The organism is Acidaminococcus sp. HCP3S3_G9_1 (assembly GCF_052122455.1).
GTDB lineage: Bacteria > Bacillota > Negativicutes > Acidaminococcales > Acidaminococcaceae > Acidaminococcus.
Map to the genome: position 1 here is coordinate 171,742 of NZ_JBQKCH010000002.1, position 14,771 is coordinate 186,512.

The window sequence follows — 14,771 nt, forward strand, 5'->3', positions numbered from 1 at the left end:
TGCTTGTTTCTGCTCTTCCGACACGATGGGTGCCTCCCTTATTTCAGCGCTTCCGCGCCGCTGACGATTTCATTGATTTCTGTGGTGATGCTGGCCTGCCGCACCTTCTGGTAATAGACCTGGAGCTTGCCCAACAGGTTCTGGGCATTGTCCGTGGCCGTGCTCATGGCCGTCATCCGGGAAGCCAGTTCACAGGCGGAGCTTTGGATCAGCGCCGTGAAAATCTGGCTGCGCAGATAATACCGGGCCAGGTAGGGCAGCATCTGGGCCGGTTCCGGTTCGAAGATCAGGGTGGGATAATCGGTGGGATCATCGTCCTCCCAGACTTCCTGGGCCTGTACCTCCAGGCTGTCCTTGGCCTTGGGCTGGACCGGCAGCAGCTGCACGGTTTTGGGGATCTGGATCATGGCAGATTTGAAATAGGTGAAGATCACGTCCACTTCGTCCACTTCTCCGTGGATGAACATGGATTCCACCGTGTCTGCAATGTCTTCCGCCGCCTCAAAGGTGGGCTTTTCGGAAAATCCGCTCCAGCTTTTGGCAATGTGGTAGCCCCAGTGGTTCAGCCCGATCTTCATCTGCTTCCCCACCGCCAGGAGAGGAGAATCCTCCCGGCCCCGGAGCTCCACTCCGGCGTATTTCACCACGTTGTTGTTGTAGGGGCCTGCCAGCCCCTTGTCGGAGCCCATGATTACATAGGCGGTCCGGTACACCGGCCGTTTTTCCAGCAGGGGATTGGATTTCATGTCCAGATGGGCCATCACTGAAGGATCGCTGACGGCTTCCTGGAGCAGGCTCTTGAGTTTCTCCGCATAGGGAAGGCTGGCGTCAGCCCGCTGCTGGGCCTGATGCATCCGGGCAGAGGCCACCATCTGCATGGCCCCGGTGATCTTGCTGATGCTGCCGACGGTTTTCATATGGGCACGGATGCCGCTGGTATTTGCCATCAGGGATCACCTGCCTTACATGCCGTCTGCGCTGCCGGGCGCAAACATTTTGCCAAAGTCATCCAGGGCGTCGTCCAGCTGGGCCTTCAGTTCATCAGTGAATTTCTGTTCTTTTTCCAGGGTGGTGAGGATGATGGAACAGTGGTTGTTCAGATACCCCAGCATCTCATGTTCATACCGGGTCACATCCTCCACCGGGATCTCATCCAGGAACCCGTTGTTCACAGCGTAAAGGGAAATAACTTCCTGGGCCATGGACAGGGGCTGGTACTGACCCTGTTTCAGCATTTCCGTCACCCGGGCGCCCCGGTCCAGCTGGGCCTTGGTTTCCCGGTCCAGATCGGAACCGAACTGGGCGAAAGCCGCCAGTTCCCGGTACTGGGCCAGAGACAGCCGCAGGGTGCCGGCCACGGATTTCATGGCCTTGGTCTGGGCTGCGCCCCCTACCCGGGATACGGACAGCCCAGAGTTCAGGGCCGGCCGGACACCGGAGTTGAACAGGTCCGTTTCCAGATAGATCTGGCCGTCGGTGATGGAAATCACGTTGGTGGGAATGTACCCGCTCACGTCCCCAGCCTGGGTTTCAATAATGGGCAGAGCGGTCATGGAGCCGCCGCCGTGTCTGGCATTCCGGCGGCAGGCCCGTTCCAGCAGCCGGGAATGGAGGTAGAACACGTCCCCAGGGTAGGCTTCCCGTCCCGGCGGACGGCGGAGCAGCAGACTCATGGCCCGGTAGGCCACCGCGTGCTTGCTCAGGTCGTCATAGACGATCAGTACATCTTTGCCCTGGTCCATGAAATATTCCCCCACAGCCGCCCCGGCATAGGGAGCCAGGTACTGCATGGGGGCCGTATCCGCGGCGGTGGCCGCCACGATCATGGTATAATCCGATGCCCCGTACTGTTCAAAGGTATGGAACAGACGGGCCACGGAAGAGGCCTTCTGGCCGATGGCCACATAGATGCAGATCACACCCTTCCCCTTCTGGTTCAGGATGGTATCCACCGCAATGGCGGTTTTCCCGGTGCCCCGGTCCCCGATGATCAGTTCCCGCTGGCCCCGGCCAATGGGCACCAGGGCATCCACGGCCTTGAGGCCGGTCTGGAGGGGCACATCCACCGGCTGCCGGGCGGCAATGCCCGGTGCCTGGTGTTCGATGGGATAATGGGCGTAGGTCTTGATGGCCCCTTTCCCGTCCAGGGGCTGGCCCAGAGGGTTCACGATCCGGCCCAGCATGGCTTCCCCTACGGGGATTTCCATGATTTCACCGGTACGCCGGACCAGGTCCCCTTCCTTGATTTCCGTGGCGCCGCCCAGAAGGACGATCCCCACTTCCTTTTCCCGGAGGTTCTGGACCATGCCGTACACCCCGTCATGGAGGGCAACCAGTTCCCCGCTCATGGCACCGCCCAGCCCGGAGGCCGTGCAGATGCCGTCACCGACTTTTTCCACCACGCCGATTTCTTCCAGGTCCACGTCGTCCTTAAAGGACTGGACCCCCTGGGTCAGGGCCTGGGTGATGTTCTGGGTATGGTCCAGATCCTGGTCGCTGAGATGGATTTCCTTCATCAGGGCATCCATCTTTTCCAGCTGCCGTTTCATGGTGGCATCAAAGATATGGTCGCCGTACTGGATCAGTACGCCACCCACCAGCCGGGCATCCACTTTCTGTTCCTGGAGCCGGACCGGTTTTCCGAATTTCTCTGCCAGAAGCTCCTGGAGCAGCTGGGCTTCTTCCGGAGCCAGAGGCTGGGCCGTGGTCACCGTCAGGGAGAGGAGAGACTCTCCTGCAAAAAGAGCCTGGTCGTCCTCGGTGAGGGTCAGCCGGTCCAGGATCTGTTTCCACAGAGCTTCCTTGTTTTTACTGTTCATAGGTTGATACTGCCTCCACAGTTCCTCTGAAGGGACTTTTATTTTTTCTGTTCTGCCAGGGTTTCATCGGTAATCCGGGTGATCCGCTGCTGGTCTTCTGCAGAATCCAGCTTTTCCTGGAGAACCCGGCCTGCGATTTCCGTGCTCAGGGCGATGATCTGCTCCCGCACGTCCAGCAGTGCTTTCTTCCGTTCCATTTCCACAGCCTGCCGTCCGGAAGTGAGCAGTTCTTCCCGTTCCTTCTGGGCGTTGGCCAGGGCTTCATCATGGAGCTGCTGGGCCATGGCGTTGGCCTTGGACACAATGTCGTTGGCTTCCTTCTTGGCGTTCTGCAGCTGCTGCACATATTCCTGCTTCAGGGCTTCCGCCTCTTTCCGGGCATGATCCGCCTGGTCCATATCCTTGACGATCTTGGTCCGGCGGTCATCCATGGCCTTCAGCAGGGGTTTGTAGGCAAATTTGGCCAGGACCCACAGCAGGATGATGAAGTTCACCACCTGGGCCACCAGCGTATAATTGATACTTACCATTCCCTATCGCTTCCTTTCTCCCCAAAGGGGTGCATGCCTCTTATTTTACAAAGGGGTTGGCAAACACCAGCACAATGGCGATAACGGAGGCGATGATGGGGATGGATTCCACCAGGCCGATGGCGATCAGCATGTTCACCTGGAAGCTGCCTGCCTGTTCCGGCTGACGGGCCATGCATTCCAGAGCCTTGGAAGCCACGGTGGAGTCCCCTTTGGTGGCCCCCAGGGAAGCCCCTACGCCAATGATTGCTGCTCCCAGGATGGAAGCCACGATGATCAGGGTATTGTTGTCTATCATTTTTTTACATCCTTTCTGTTTTCCAGATTCTTATTTTTTGGAATGGACCTGTTTGAAGATCGGCGCCAGGGCGATTACCGTCAGCATGGTAAAGATGAAGGCCTGGAGGAAACCGATAACCAGACTGAATCCGATCCACAGGTTGGGCACCACCCAGGGTACCAGCATGTACAGCACGGCCAGGAGGATTTCCCCGGCCAGGATATTCCCGAAAAGACGCAAGGCCATGGTCAGGGGCTTGGCCAGCTCCTCGATGATATTCAGAGGGAGCATCAGGGCAAAGGGTGTCACCAGATGCTTGAAATAGCTGGGCCCCTGCTGGATGATCCCGATGATGTAGGTGGCCACAGCCACGGTAATGGACAGCCCCAGGGCCACGTTAATGTCATTGGTGGGCGAAGAGAGATGGACCCCCAGGGAAGGCATCAGGCCCAGTTCGTTCCCCACAAAGATGTACAGGAACAGGGTCAGGATGAAGGGCGTGGCCATCCGACGGCCTTCCACCCCCAGGTTGGCATCCATCAGTTTTTCCAGCCACTCCACGATCATTTCCACCAGGTTCTGGATTCCATAGGGAATCTCCTGCACCCGCCGGGTAGCGGCAAAGACGATGGCTGCCACAATCAGCATGGTAAGCCAGGACATATAGATGGTCTGCATGTTCAGGGTGATCCCCGGCAGGACCTGTGTGGTCCCGTAGTGGATGACTTCTGAACCGGCAGCTTCTGCAATTCCCATAGACTTATCACTTCCTTTGTATTATTTCTTGTTTTTTATAGGAAACTCTGACAATTCAGGGTTTCCGGCATCCGGGCCGGCTGCGGGCCAGCTGGATGACCAAGCCAAGATTCAGGATCAGGAAACCGGAAAGGACCAGCACCGGCTGCCATTTTCCCCGGAGCGCCGCCAGGGTGAACCCCAGCAGTACGGCGATCCGCAGGAACATGAGCCGGTGCATGGAAAGGGCGGCCTGGGCCGGTTCCTTTTCCATCCCCCGCCGGACGCCCCAGAGGAACAGGGCCGTGTCCGCCAGGCCGGCGGCGGAGCCCAGAAGGGCCCCGGGCAGGGTTCCTCCCAGCAGGAGCACCGCCAGCAGAAAGGCCAGCCCCAGAGCCAGCTGTTTCAGAAACAGCGACCGGAGCTGACGGCCCAGGCGCTGGAACAGGTTTTCCATAGGGTCTTACTTTTCCTGTCCCCCATGGAATTCCGGCATCAGATCCACCGGATACCCATGGGTATGGAGCAGATAGGTGACGATCCGTTTGGCAGCCTGGCCGTCCCCATAGGGATTCACGGCTTCTGCCATGGACCGGTAGTATTTTTCATCGTTCAGCAGCCGGCAGGTGGCAGCATACACATCTTCCTTGCCGGTGCCGATCAGCTTCACCGTGCCGGCGGTAACGGCTTCCGGCCGTTCCGTGGTGTTCCGGAGCACCAGCACCGGTTTCCCCAGGGCCGGTGCTTCTTCCTGGATGCCGCCGGAATCGGTGAGGACAATGTCCACCCGGGCCATCAGGTTGGCAAAGGGTTCATAGTCCATGGGTTCCAGCAGATGGACCCGTTCCATTTTGCCCAGGACCGCTTCTGCCACTTCCCGGACCTTGGGATTCTTGTGCATGGGGAAAATGGCTTCCGCTTCCGGATTGTCCTTCAGCACTTCCTTCAGAGCCTGGTATACGTGGCGCATGGGAGCCCCCAGGTTTTCCCGCCGGTGGGTGGTCATCAGGATCAGCTTGTGGTCGGAACGGATGGCTTCCTCCAGTTTGGGGTTGTGGAAATCGAAATGATCCTTCACCGTGGCCTGGAGGGCATCGATTACCGTATTCCCGGTGACGTAGATGTCATCTTCCTTGATGTTTTCCTTCAGCAGGTTGGCTCTGGCGTTGCTGGTGGGAGCAAAATGCCAGTCGGTAATGGCTGCGGTGAGTTTCCGGTTCATTTCCTCCGGGAAGGGAGAATATTTGTTGCCGGTGCGCAGTCCTGCTTCCACATGGCCAACGGGGATCTGTTTGTAAAAAGAAGCCAGCGCCCCCACAAAGGTGGTAGTGGTATCCCCATGGACCAGCACCAGATCCGGCTGGGCTTCTTCCAGTACTTCCTTCAGCCCCATAAGGGCACGGCTGGTCACATCGTACAGGGTCTGACCGGCGGTCATGATGTTCAAATCATAATCCGGTTTGATCTGGAACAGCTCCAGCACCTGGTCCAGCATTTCCCGGTGCTGGGCGGTAACTGCCACAATGGGTTCCAGCATATCCGGGTACTTTTTCATTTCCAGCACCAGGGGACACATTTTGATGGCTTCCGGCCGGGTCCCAAAAATCGTCATGACTTTCAATTTTTTCATTTTCCTTCGCCCCTATTTCATGATCTATCCTGTAAAATCCCGATTTTTCTTGCGCCAATGAAGATCACCGCCAGCAGGAATACCAGCAGTGCAATGGCATAAATCCCCTCCATTTCCGTCAGGAGCACTGCCGTAAGGCAGAGTCCTGCACTGATCAGATACATGAAGATCACTGCCTGCCGCTGGCTGAAGCCCATGGCCAGCAGGCGGTGATGGATATGTCCCTTGTCCGGACTGAAAATAGGCCGTCCGTTCCGGTACCGGCGGACAATGGCAAAGGCCGTGTCCATAATGGGCAGCCCCAGGGCAATGGCCGGCACCAGAAGAGCAATGGTGGCCGCGCTTTTCACAGCGCCGAAAATGGAAATGGCTGCCAGCATGTAGCCCAGAAACAGGCTCCCGGTATCCCCCATGAAAATAGTGGCCGGATTGAAGTTGTACCGGATGAAGCCGATGATGCCTCCGGCCAGGGCCGCGGTGATCACCGCCACCGGATACAGTCCCTGTTGGAGGGCCACCATGATCACCGTGACAGAGGCAATGGCGGACACCCCGGCTGCCAGGCCGTCCAGCCCGTCAATCAGGTTCACCACATTGGTGAAGCTGACGATCCAGAACACGGTAAAAGGGATGGACAGGTAGTTCAGATAGAAATACCCGCCCCAGGGATTGTTCAGCCATTCGATCCGGACTCCGAAGAACACCGGCACCAGGGCCGCAATGATCTGGCCCACCAGCTTCACCTTGGCGGCCAGCTGGAACATGTCATCCAATATACCCACAATGGCAATGACCGTACCTCCCAGGAGGATGCCCACCACGTCCCGGGTCAGTTCCATGGTGGAAACAGCCGCAGCCATGAACCCGATGTAAATGGCCAGGCCCCCCATCCGGGGCATGATCCTGTGGTGCACCTTCCGGGCGTTGGGCCGGTCCACAGCGCCGATGCGGAAAGCCAGCTTCTTCACAAAAGGAGTCAGGACCCAACTGATGATCAGGGAAATGCTCAATGCCAGTAAATACGTTTTCACAAAACAAGCCTTTCTGCGGATTGCCCGCCCAGGGAAATTTGCTTTCCCTTTTCCTGGAAAATTTTCTCTGCACTTTTGCTCATACAAAGTTATTATAGTACAGTTTTGGAAAATCTACAATTTGTTCCCCTGTTTCCTTTGTGACATTTTCTCCATTTTTCTTCCCGTTCTTTTTCTCCTCCAGCCATTTGGTGCCAGTTTGTTTACAGGCTCTTTGCTCCGTGTTACACTGAAAAGAATCGGAGGTGTTTCCATGAATGAACTGATCCAGCTGTTTACGGTGTTCGCCCGGATCGGGGCGGTCACTTTCGGGGGCGGCTATGCCATGCTCCCTATCCTCCAGGCGGAAGTGGTGGAAAAATACCACTGGGCCAGCGAGGAAGAACTGGCGGACTATTATGCGGTGGGCCAGTGTACCCCTGGGGTCATTGCGGTGAATACGGCCACCTTCATCGGCATGAAACGGAAAGGGGTAACCGGAGGGATCATTGCCACCCTGGGGGTAGTGTTCCCTTCTCTGGTGATCATTACGGTAATCGCCGCCTTCCTGTCCAACTTTGCCCAGCTCCAGTTCGTCAGGGACGCTTTTGCCGGGATCCGGGTCTGCGTCTGTGTGCTGATTTTCAACGCCATCAAAAAACTGGCAAAAGGGGCTCTGGTGGATAAACTGACCATAGGTCTGTTCCTTCTGGTCATGGGGATCAACCTGTTCTCCAGCATTTCTCCCGCCTGGCTGGTGGTCCTGGCCGGCGTGGTGGGTCTTTTGGCCAAAAAAGCGGGAGGTGAGCTGTAATGGGCCTTTTTGTGCAGCTGTTCTGGGAATTTTTCAAAATCGGCCTGTTCGCCATCGGCGGCGGCATGGCCACCATTCCCTTCCTGGCCAAGCTGGCTACTGCCACCGGCTGGTTCACAGAAACGGATCTCTTGAACATGATCGCCGTATCTGAATCCACTCCCGGCCCCATCGGGGTGAATACCGCCACCTATGTGGGCTATCACATTGCCGGGATCCCCGGGGCAGTGGACGCCACCTTCGGACTGATCACCCCGTCGGTAATCGTGATCATCATCGTGTCCCAGTTCCTGAAGAAGTTCGGGGACAGCAAATACGTGAAAGCGGTAATGTACGGGCTCCGGGCCGCTTCCGCCGGTCTGATCGCCGCAGCGGGGCTCATGGTGGCCCGGGTGACCCTGCTCCATCCGGAAGCCTGGAAGCAGGGTGACCTGGCCGGGGTGCTGAATGGCCGTTCCCTCCTTCTGGCCCTGGTGCTGGTGTTCCTTACCGGGAAATACAAAAAGGTCCACCCCATCGCCTTCCTGGCTGCCTCGGCTGTAGTGGGCGTGGTCTTCGGGTTTGGACAGTAAGAAAGGATCACCCCACCCCTTTCTTCACATACTCCAGGAACTTCTTCAGGGCCGGGGAAGCCTGGGCCAGGCTGGGAAGAGCCATGCCCAGTTCCAGCCGGTCCGGGGTGGCAAAGGGCAGCACCTTTACCTTTCCGTTCCACCGGCGGCTGCTGAAGGCGTTGTCCATGGACAGCCCCAGTCCCGCCTCCACCATGGTCCAGCAGGTGTACATGTTGCTGGTGGTGAACCGGAAATCCGGATGGACCTGGTATTTATCCAGGAACAGGTCTGTGTCTGTTTCCTGCTGGGGCAGGGGTTCGATAAAAGGCTGGCCTTCCAGGTCCTCCGGCAGGAGGGCCTTTTTTTGTGCCAGAGGATGGTCTTCCGGCACCCAGGCCACCAGCCGATCCTCATACAGAGGCACCCAGTCCCCCTGGTACCCGGGATGGCGGCTGAACAGACAGCAGCTGAGCCGGTGTTCCCGGAGACCCTCCAGCAGGGTTTGGTTCCCGGCTTCCTGGACATGGACCCGGATCCCCGGATAATCCTTCTGGAACTCCCGGAGGATCCCCGGCAGCCAGCAGGAGGCAATGCTGTAATAGCTGCCCACGAACAGTTCCCCCTGGTCCAGGCCCAGGATCCCGTTGCACTGTTCCCGGATCTGCCGGCTCCAGTAGAGCAGTCCCCGGATGGACGGCAGCAGTCCCTCCCCTTCCCGGGTCAGCCGTACCCCCTGGGAGGTCCGGGCCAATAGCGGGAAGCCCACTTCCCGTTCCAGACTGTCCAGCATCCGGGTCAGCCCGGAGGGAGAATAGCCCAGCGACCGGGCCGCTGCCGTAATGCTCCCCTGCTCTGCTGCCTGGACCAGGGCCTGGTATTTTTCCGTATCCATGAAATCCCTCCTGTTCTGCTTTTCGTATTGCATATTCAGCAACAGTATATTGCAGAATATGCGCTTCCTGCAACGCCTTTTTCTTTTTATAATGGAACCAGAAAGAAGAAAAAAATTACAGGGAGGTCTTAGTATGAAACCCACTGCCGCCAAAATCCTTATGGCGCTGATCATCCTGACCCGGAGCAGTGCCTTTCTCTTTTCCAAATTCATCATGGAGGAACTGACGCCGTTCCAGGCTCTGGGGTACCGGTTCACCCTGGCATTCCTGGTGATGGCCCTGGTGCTCCGCCGCCCTCTGGTCCGGGCCTGGGACGAACACCGAAGCCTGGGCCGGAAGAGCCTGCTCCTGGGGCTCCTGCTGTTTGCCGTCATGGGATGCGAAATGCGCAGCCTGCTTACGGCGGAAATCCATACCGTAGCCTTCCTGGAAAACCTGTCCCTGGCCCTGGTGCCCCTGTTCCTGGCCCTGTGGTACCGTCGGCTCCCCGGTGACCGGATCCTCCAGGGAGTGGGCTTCATCCTGCTGGGGGTGGCGGCCCTTACCATCGGCACCGCCGGGTTCACCCTGGCAGGCGGCGAAGGCTGGGCCCTTTTGGCGGCGGTTTTCTACGCCGGGTACATCATCGCCATCGGGAAACTGTCCCATTCCGCTGACCCTCTGGCCCTGGGCACCCTCCAGATGGGCATCATGGGACTCATGAGCTTCGGTGCGGCCCTGGTGCTGGACGGAGGGATCCCGGTGCCCCAGGCGGCTCTTACCTGGCAGTCCCTGGCCTTCCAGGTGCTGGTGTGCAGCTGCTTCGGTTTTGCCTTCCAGCCCAAGGCCCAACGGTATCTGACCCCGGAAGAAGCGGGTCTCTACTGTGCCATCAATCCTCTGTTCGCCAGCCTCCTGGGCCACTGGGTCCTGGGAGAGACCTTCGGCCCCGCCGGGATCCTGGGAGCGGTGTATATCCTCACCGGGCTGGGGTTTGTGAATTGGAAGGGTCTGTCGCAAGAGCGACAGACCTGTCAGCGGTCAGCTGTCAACGGGCAACGGGCAAAGGAAGCCAGCACCGCTGGCTTTTAAACACCAGAAAAAGAGAGGCTGCCTCAGACAGCCTCTCTTTTTTTCTTTTCCATATATCTCAGCCGCAGGCTCAGGAAGGCGGCGGAGAAGAAGATTCCGGTAATGAGCCCCAGCCAGTAGCCGTCCGGACCCTTGTCCAGCCCATGGTCCAGGAACAGGCCGAAGGGCAGGGCGATGCCCCAATAGGCAGCCAGAGCGGAATAGAAAGTGGCTTTTACGTCCTTGTACCCCCGGAGCACCCCCTGGATGGGAGCGGCGGTGCTGTCAAAGAACTGGAAGGCCACGGCAAAGGTCAGGAAGTGCATGATGGGTTCCAGCAGATTGGGGTCGGAGGTATAGAGCCGGGCGATGAGCCCCCGTCCCAAAAACAGGCAGCAGCCGAAAAAAGCCCCGATCAGGATGTTGGACAGCCGTCCCGTGTCCGCATAGGCCTTGGCCTGAACAAAATCCCGGGCTCCCACATAGGCCCCCACAATAATGGTAAGGGACAGGGAAAAGCTCAGGGGCACCATGTACAGCATGTTGCAGAAACTCATGGCCGCCTGGTTGGCCGCCACGGCAATGGTGCCGAACCGGGACACCAGGAGACATTCCACCCCGAAGAAGCTGGTTTCCAGGAAAATGGCCAGCCCCATGGGAATGCCGATCCGGAGATGTTCCCGGACATGATGGAAGGAAAAGCCGGAAGTCCGGAACACGTGGAAATCCCGGAACACCTTCAGCCGAAGCACCAGCAGGGCAAAGGACAGGCAAAGGAGCCAGCAGGTAATGGCCGTCCCCACCCCGGCTCCCGGACCGCCCAGGGCAGGGGCTCCCAGTTTGCCGAAGATGAAGATATAGTTCATGCAGGCGTTCACCGGCATGGTGAGCAGGAACAGCTTCATGGTCACCTGGGTGTAGCCCAGGGTATCCACAAAAGATCGGAGGATGCTGGCACAGAACAGGGGCAGGATTCCCCAGGCCACAAAGCCCAGATACCGGAAGGCCACGGTACGGACTTCCGGAGCCAGGCTCATGGTGTCCAGGATCCGGGGCAGCAGCTGGGAGCCGGCCCCGATTACCGTCACCGCCAGGGCGCAGGCCAGGGCCAGGCCGCTGACCACGGCGCCGGAGATTTTGTGGAATTCCCGGGCGCCCCGGTAATTGGCCACAATGGGAGTCAGGGCCTGGAGGATGCCATTGAGACCGGTGAACACCGGCATCCAAACATTGGTACCGATAGCCACCCCGGCCAGCTGGACAGTGCCTGCATGGCCGCTCATCACCGTGTCGAACAGGCTCATGCCGGTGATGCACAGCTGGGTGATCAGGATGGGGATCATCACCCCCAGGATCTTTTTCAGACGGGAACGGAAGGTCCCGTTACCCGCCATGGTCATTGCAGTCAACAAATCAACTCCTTTAAATCAAAAGGCTGCTGCCCGGGCAGCAGCCTCCTTTTTCACTTCATAAACTCAATATGCCTTTTCACATAGCCGTACATAATGTAGTTGGCCAGGGCGTTTTTTTCTTCTGTATCCGGGGTTTCTTCGTCCAGGGTAGCCACGAAATTCCGGTCGGCGGAATAATAGTAGGCCTTGCCTCCGAAATATCCCAGGGCATAGGGATGGGGCACTGGCTGGAGCAGATCCCGGCCCAAAAATTCTGCCGGCACTGGCTGGCCCAGCAGGGTCAGCAGAGTGGGTGCCATGTCTTCCTGGCTGGCGTACATGGTTTCATCCAGGTCCGCCAGAGGAGCCAGATTTTTGGAAACGAAGATCACCGGAATGGGAGCCACGCTCTGTTTGTCCTGGGGATTGCTTACCAGGGTCTTGTATTCCCCGCCGGAATGGGGGTTATGGTCCGAAGTGATGATGAACAGGGTCCGGTCATCCATCAGTCCCTGCTTCGAGGCTTCCTCAAAGAAATGCTGGATGGTCTTGTCCACCCAGTACATGCCGCAGACTGTGGCGGTCCCGTGGTCCCGGACATCTTCCGGCATCTCTGCATAGGTGTACCCGTAATAGGGATAGGGCTGGTGCATGTCCAGGGTCTTGCACACCAGGAACAGTTTCTGGTCCCGGTGTTCCGCCAGGGTCTTCAGAGCCACATCGTACATTACGTCGTTGTGGAAGCCCCAGCCGCTGGCCCCCTTGTAGCCCATGTTCCCCAGGTCCTCCTTGGCCAGGTAGTGTTCCATGCCGAACTGGGCGGGATATTCCCGGTATTCGTTGGCATAGTACCGGCTGGAGGCATTGATGAAGTACCCTTCATAGCCGGCCTGCTGGAGACTCCGGAACAGGGAGGGCTGCTTTTCGCCGGGCAGGTCCTTGTCATAGATCAGCTGGGACCGGAAGGTAGCATTGAGCCCCTGGGTAGTGGGCACCGCAGAAGAATAGTAATGATCGATCCGGGGATACTTCTCCACCAGGGAATCCAGATAGGGCGTGGCATCCGCCGGGATGTTGGGGTTGTAGTGATGGAGGTAGTCCCGATGGACGCTTTCCAGGATCAGCATCACCACCCGGTCGTAGGCCGGCTGCTTCCGGGGCACGATTTCCTGTTTGGGCAGGATCCCCAATTCCGTCAGGGCTGCCTGGTCCTTGTCCGTCAGGGTCCGTTCCTGGTATTTCCAGGGATCATGGACCACCTTGTCGGTCTTGAAGAAGGCTTTCTGGAAGAAGTTCACGTTGATGGGATAAGACACCATGGCCCGGGTGGGTTTCCGGCTCTTTTCCATATCCACTTCGATGTCCAGGCCGCTGACGCTGTCCGTGGCATGGTAGACCCCTTCTGCCAGCAGCAGGTAGGAGCCGTTGAGGCCCATGGCAAACAGCACCACGCACAAAAGGGACCAGGGCAGGTTGGGCTTGTGCCGCCGGGGATGGACCACCCGGAACAGGGGGACGAACACCAGCATCACGGCAGCGATCAGACCCAGCTGCCAGTTTTCCGTGGTGCTCAGGATCCCTTTGGCGGCGTAGATGTTCAGGTTGTCAAACAGCACGCTTTCCACGTGCATGGAGGTGTTCCAGAAATAGATCCCGTCTCCCAGGATCAGAAGGCAGGTCACATAGTAGACCAGGAAATAGACCGCCTTCATGGCCCGGTTGGGCCAGTGATGGTAGCACATGGCAGCCAGCAGCACCAACACGATGTTGTTGAACAGCCCGGCCAGCACCGAAAGCACCGTCATGAACCCGGGGTCCAGTTCCAGATAGCTGACCATGAACACCGCATCGATCAGATACAGGGTGCCCACCACCACCACCGGGAAATACCGTTTCACCCGGTCCCGGATCCGCCGGCGCTGGGCGTACAGGAACAGGACCACCCAGGACAGCAGCAGGTCCCGGCAGAAATAGTTCAGGGTGTGGTACCAGAATTCCGCCCAGGGAAAGGGTACGATTTCTTTCAAAAAGTTCCAGCGGTACCCGGCTTCCGCCAGAAAACTCAGGAGCACAAAGACTCCGTACAGGATTTTCTTTTTCACAACGCAGCCTCTCAGGATATGAATTGCAGGGATTTGGGCAGCAGGACAATGGAAAGAGGGGAATTGACCACCGCATCCCCGTCCAGTTCCGCCGCGAATTTACTTACATTGCACCGGACATCCACCTGGGTGGCGGGATAGATTTCCACGCTTTTGTCCAGGGTCAGCATGTCTGCGGCAATCAGTGCCGTATACCGGAGGAAGTCCACACAGCGGCCCTTGGTGAACAGGCACACATGCATGGTGGGATTGGACAGGGAGCCTCCGTTGACCAGAGAGAACCGGCCGGCATAGTACCGGCTTTTGGTGACGATCACCGAACTGGCCTGGTGCCACACCCCGTCCCCGTTGATCATCACCTGGAACCGGTATTTCCAGTTGTGGAGCAGCATTTCATTCCCCAGCACCCGGCCGCTCTGACGCACATAGGCCAGGGTGGACAGGTACTTTTTCTGTTTGGGGGTCACCTGCTGGACCACCATGGAATCCACCCCGATCCCGGCCACGGTGAGGAAGATCCGGTCGTTGGCCTTGCCCAGGCACACCGGGGTGGTGACTCCTTTGGAAACCCGGTACATCCAGTTGTGCACATCGGTTTTCTGCATCAGTTCCTTGGCCACCAGGTTCACGGTTCCTGCCGGATAGATGCTTACATAGGGCCAGTAGTCCTGGTCCACGCATTCTTCCACCAGGGCCCGGAGGGTGCCGTCTCCCCCAGCCACGATCACCCACTGGATCTGTTCTGCACAGATCTTTTTTCCCACAGCCTGGGTTTCCGCAAAGGTGCCCACGGTCACATACTGGAACTTTTCCGCACCGTACAGCCGCATCAGCTGCCGGGCAATGCTTTCCACATTGCTGTGGATTCCGCTGAAAAGGGTCTGCTTTCCGGAGTTGCGGTTGTGGACCAGAAGGACTTTCTGGAATCCTTCAATATCGACTTTATGACGAAGCATGTGCATC

At 58.1% G+C, this 14,771-nt stretch carries 15 protein-coding genes; 3 read left to right on the top strand and 12 right to left on the bottom strand.

Annotated elements, in window-relative coordinates; all coding sequences use genetic code 11:
* Positions 1-38: 38 nt before the first annotated feature.
* Genes atpG through ACTQY1_RS02330 form a run of 8 tightly spaced genes read right to left on the bottom strand, consistent with a single transcriptional unit; the run spans position 39 to position 7,025 of the window.
* Entirely contained in the window at positions 39-947 is a 909-nt protein-coding gene (atpG, locus tag ACTQY1_RS02295; RefSeq protein ID WP_022487389.1) for an ATP synthase F1 subunit gamma, read from the bottom strand.
* A 15-nt stretch (positions 948-962) separates the two neighbouring features.
* Positions 963-2,819: a F0F1 ATP synthase subunit alpha gene (gene atpA / locus ACTQY1_RS02300; RefSeq protein ID WP_022487390.1), complete on the bottom strand. Its 1,857-nt coding sequence runs from the start codon at positions 2,817-2,819 to the stop codon at positions 963-965.
* A 38-nt stretch (positions 2,820-2,857) separates the two neighbouring features.
* Positions 2,858-3,349: a F0F1 ATP synthase subunit B gene (atpF, locus tag ACTQY1_RS02305; RefSeq protein WP_279127838.1), complete on the bottom strand. Its 492-nt coding sequence runs from the start codon at positions 3,347-3,349 to the stop codon at positions 2,858-2,860.
* Between the two features lie 40 nt (positions 3,350-3,389).
* On the bottom strand, positions 3,390-3,647 hold the full coding sequence (gene atpE, locus ACTQY1_RS02310; protein ID WP_022487392.1) for an ATP synthase F0 subunit C: 258 nt from the start codon (positions 3,645-3,647) through the stop codon (positions 3,390-3,392).
* Positions 3,648-3,677: 30 nt separating this feature from the next.
* Positions 3,678-4,385, bottom strand: a complete 708-nt coding sequence (gene atpB / locus ACTQY1_RS02315) for a F0F1 ATP synthase subunit A (RefSeq protein WP_279127840.1) — start codon at positions 4,383-4,385, stop codon at positions 3,678-3,680.
* Between the two features lie 55 nt (positions 4,386-4,440).
* Positions 4,441-4,821: a hypothetical protein gene (locus ACTQY1_RS02320; RefSeq protein WP_441368890.1), complete on the bottom strand. Its 381-nt coding sequence runs from the start codon at positions 4,819-4,821 to the stop codon at positions 4,441-4,443.
* Positions 4,822-4,827: 6 nt separating this feature from the next.
* The gene (gene wecB / locus ACTQY1_RS02325; protein ID WP_022487394.1) at positions 4,828-5,994 is read right to left on the bottom strand and encodes a non-hydrolyzing UDP-N-acetylglucosamine 2-epimerase; all 1,167 of its coding nucleotides are present in this window, start codon (positions 5,992-5,994) and stop codon (positions 4,828-4,830) included.
* Positions 5,995-6,011: 17 nt separating this feature from the next.
* Positions 6,012-7,025, bottom strand: a complete 1,014-nt coding sequence (locus ACTQY1_RS02330; RefSeq protein WP_288310428.1) for a glycosyltransferase family 4 protein — start codon at positions 7,023-7,025, stop codon at positions 6,012-6,014.
* A gap of 253 nt (positions 7,026-7,278) precedes the next feature.
* On the opposite strand from ACTQY1_RS02330, the gene ACTQY1_RS02335 reads away from it, so the two are divergent.
* Together ACTQY1_RS02335 and ACTQY1_RS02340 are read left to right on the top strand one after the other, a co-directional pair.
* Positions 7,279-7,818, top strand: coding sequence for a chromate transporter (locus ACTQY1_RS02335; RefSeq protein ID WP_308664250.1), 540 nt, complete (start codon positions 7,279-7,281; stop codon positions 7,816-7,818).
* Entirely contained in the window at positions 7,818-8,390 is a 573-nt protein-coding gene (locus tag ACTQY1_RS02340) for a chromate transporter (RefSeq protein ID WP_154487804.1), read from the top strand. The genes ACTQY1_RS02335 and ACTQY1_RS02340 overlap by 1 nt, the downstream gene beginning before the upstream one ends.
* A gap of 7 nt (positions 8,391-8,397) precedes the next feature.
* On the opposite strand, the gene ACTQY1_RS02345 is transcribed toward ACTQY1_RS02340, so the two are convergent.
* Positions 8,398-9,264, bottom strand: a complete 867-nt coding sequence (locus ACTQY1_RS02345) for a LysR family transcriptional regulator (RefSeq protein WP_022487398.1) — start codon at positions 9,262-9,264, stop codon at positions 8,398-8,400.
* 133 nt (positions 9,265-9,397) lie between these two features.
* On the opposite strand from ACTQY1_RS02345, the gene ACTQY1_RS02350 reads away from it, so the two are divergent.
* Positions 9,398-10,336: a DMT family transporter gene (locus ACTQY1_RS02350; protein WP_279127847.1), complete on the top strand. Its 939-nt coding sequence runs from the start codon at positions 9,398-9,400 to the stop codon at positions 10,334-10,336.
* Positions 10,337-10,359: 23 nt separating this feature from the next.
* Here the strand turns inward: ACTQY1_RS02350 and ACTQY1_RS02355 are convergent, their stop codons facing one another.
* The 3 genes from ACTQY1_RS02355 to ACTQY1_RS02365 all read right to left on the bottom strand — a co-directional run bounded on the left by ACTQY1_RS02355 (position 10,360) and on the right by ACTQY1_RS02365 (position 14,764).
* Complete coding sequence (locus ACTQY1_RS02355) at positions 10,360-11,715, bottom strand: MATE family efflux transporter (protein WP_279128004.1); 1,356 nt, start codon at positions 11,713-11,715, stop codon at positions 10,360-10,362.
* A 62-nt stretch (positions 11,716-11,777) separates the two neighbouring features.
* Positions 11,778-13,808 (bottom strand): LTA synthase family protein, encoded by a 2,031-nt coding sequence (locus ACTQY1_RS02360; RefSeq protein WP_441368891.1) that lies wholly within the window; start codon positions 13,806-13,808, stop codon positions 11,778-11,780.
* A gap of 11 nt (positions 13,809-13,819) precedes the next feature.
* Positions 13,820-14,764, bottom strand: a complete 945-nt coding sequence (locus ACTQY1_RS02365; protein WP_154487808.1) for a diacylglycerol/lipid kinase family protein — start codon at positions 14,762-14,764, stop codon at positions 13,820-13,822.
* Positions 14,765-14,771: the final 7 nt, after the last annotated feature.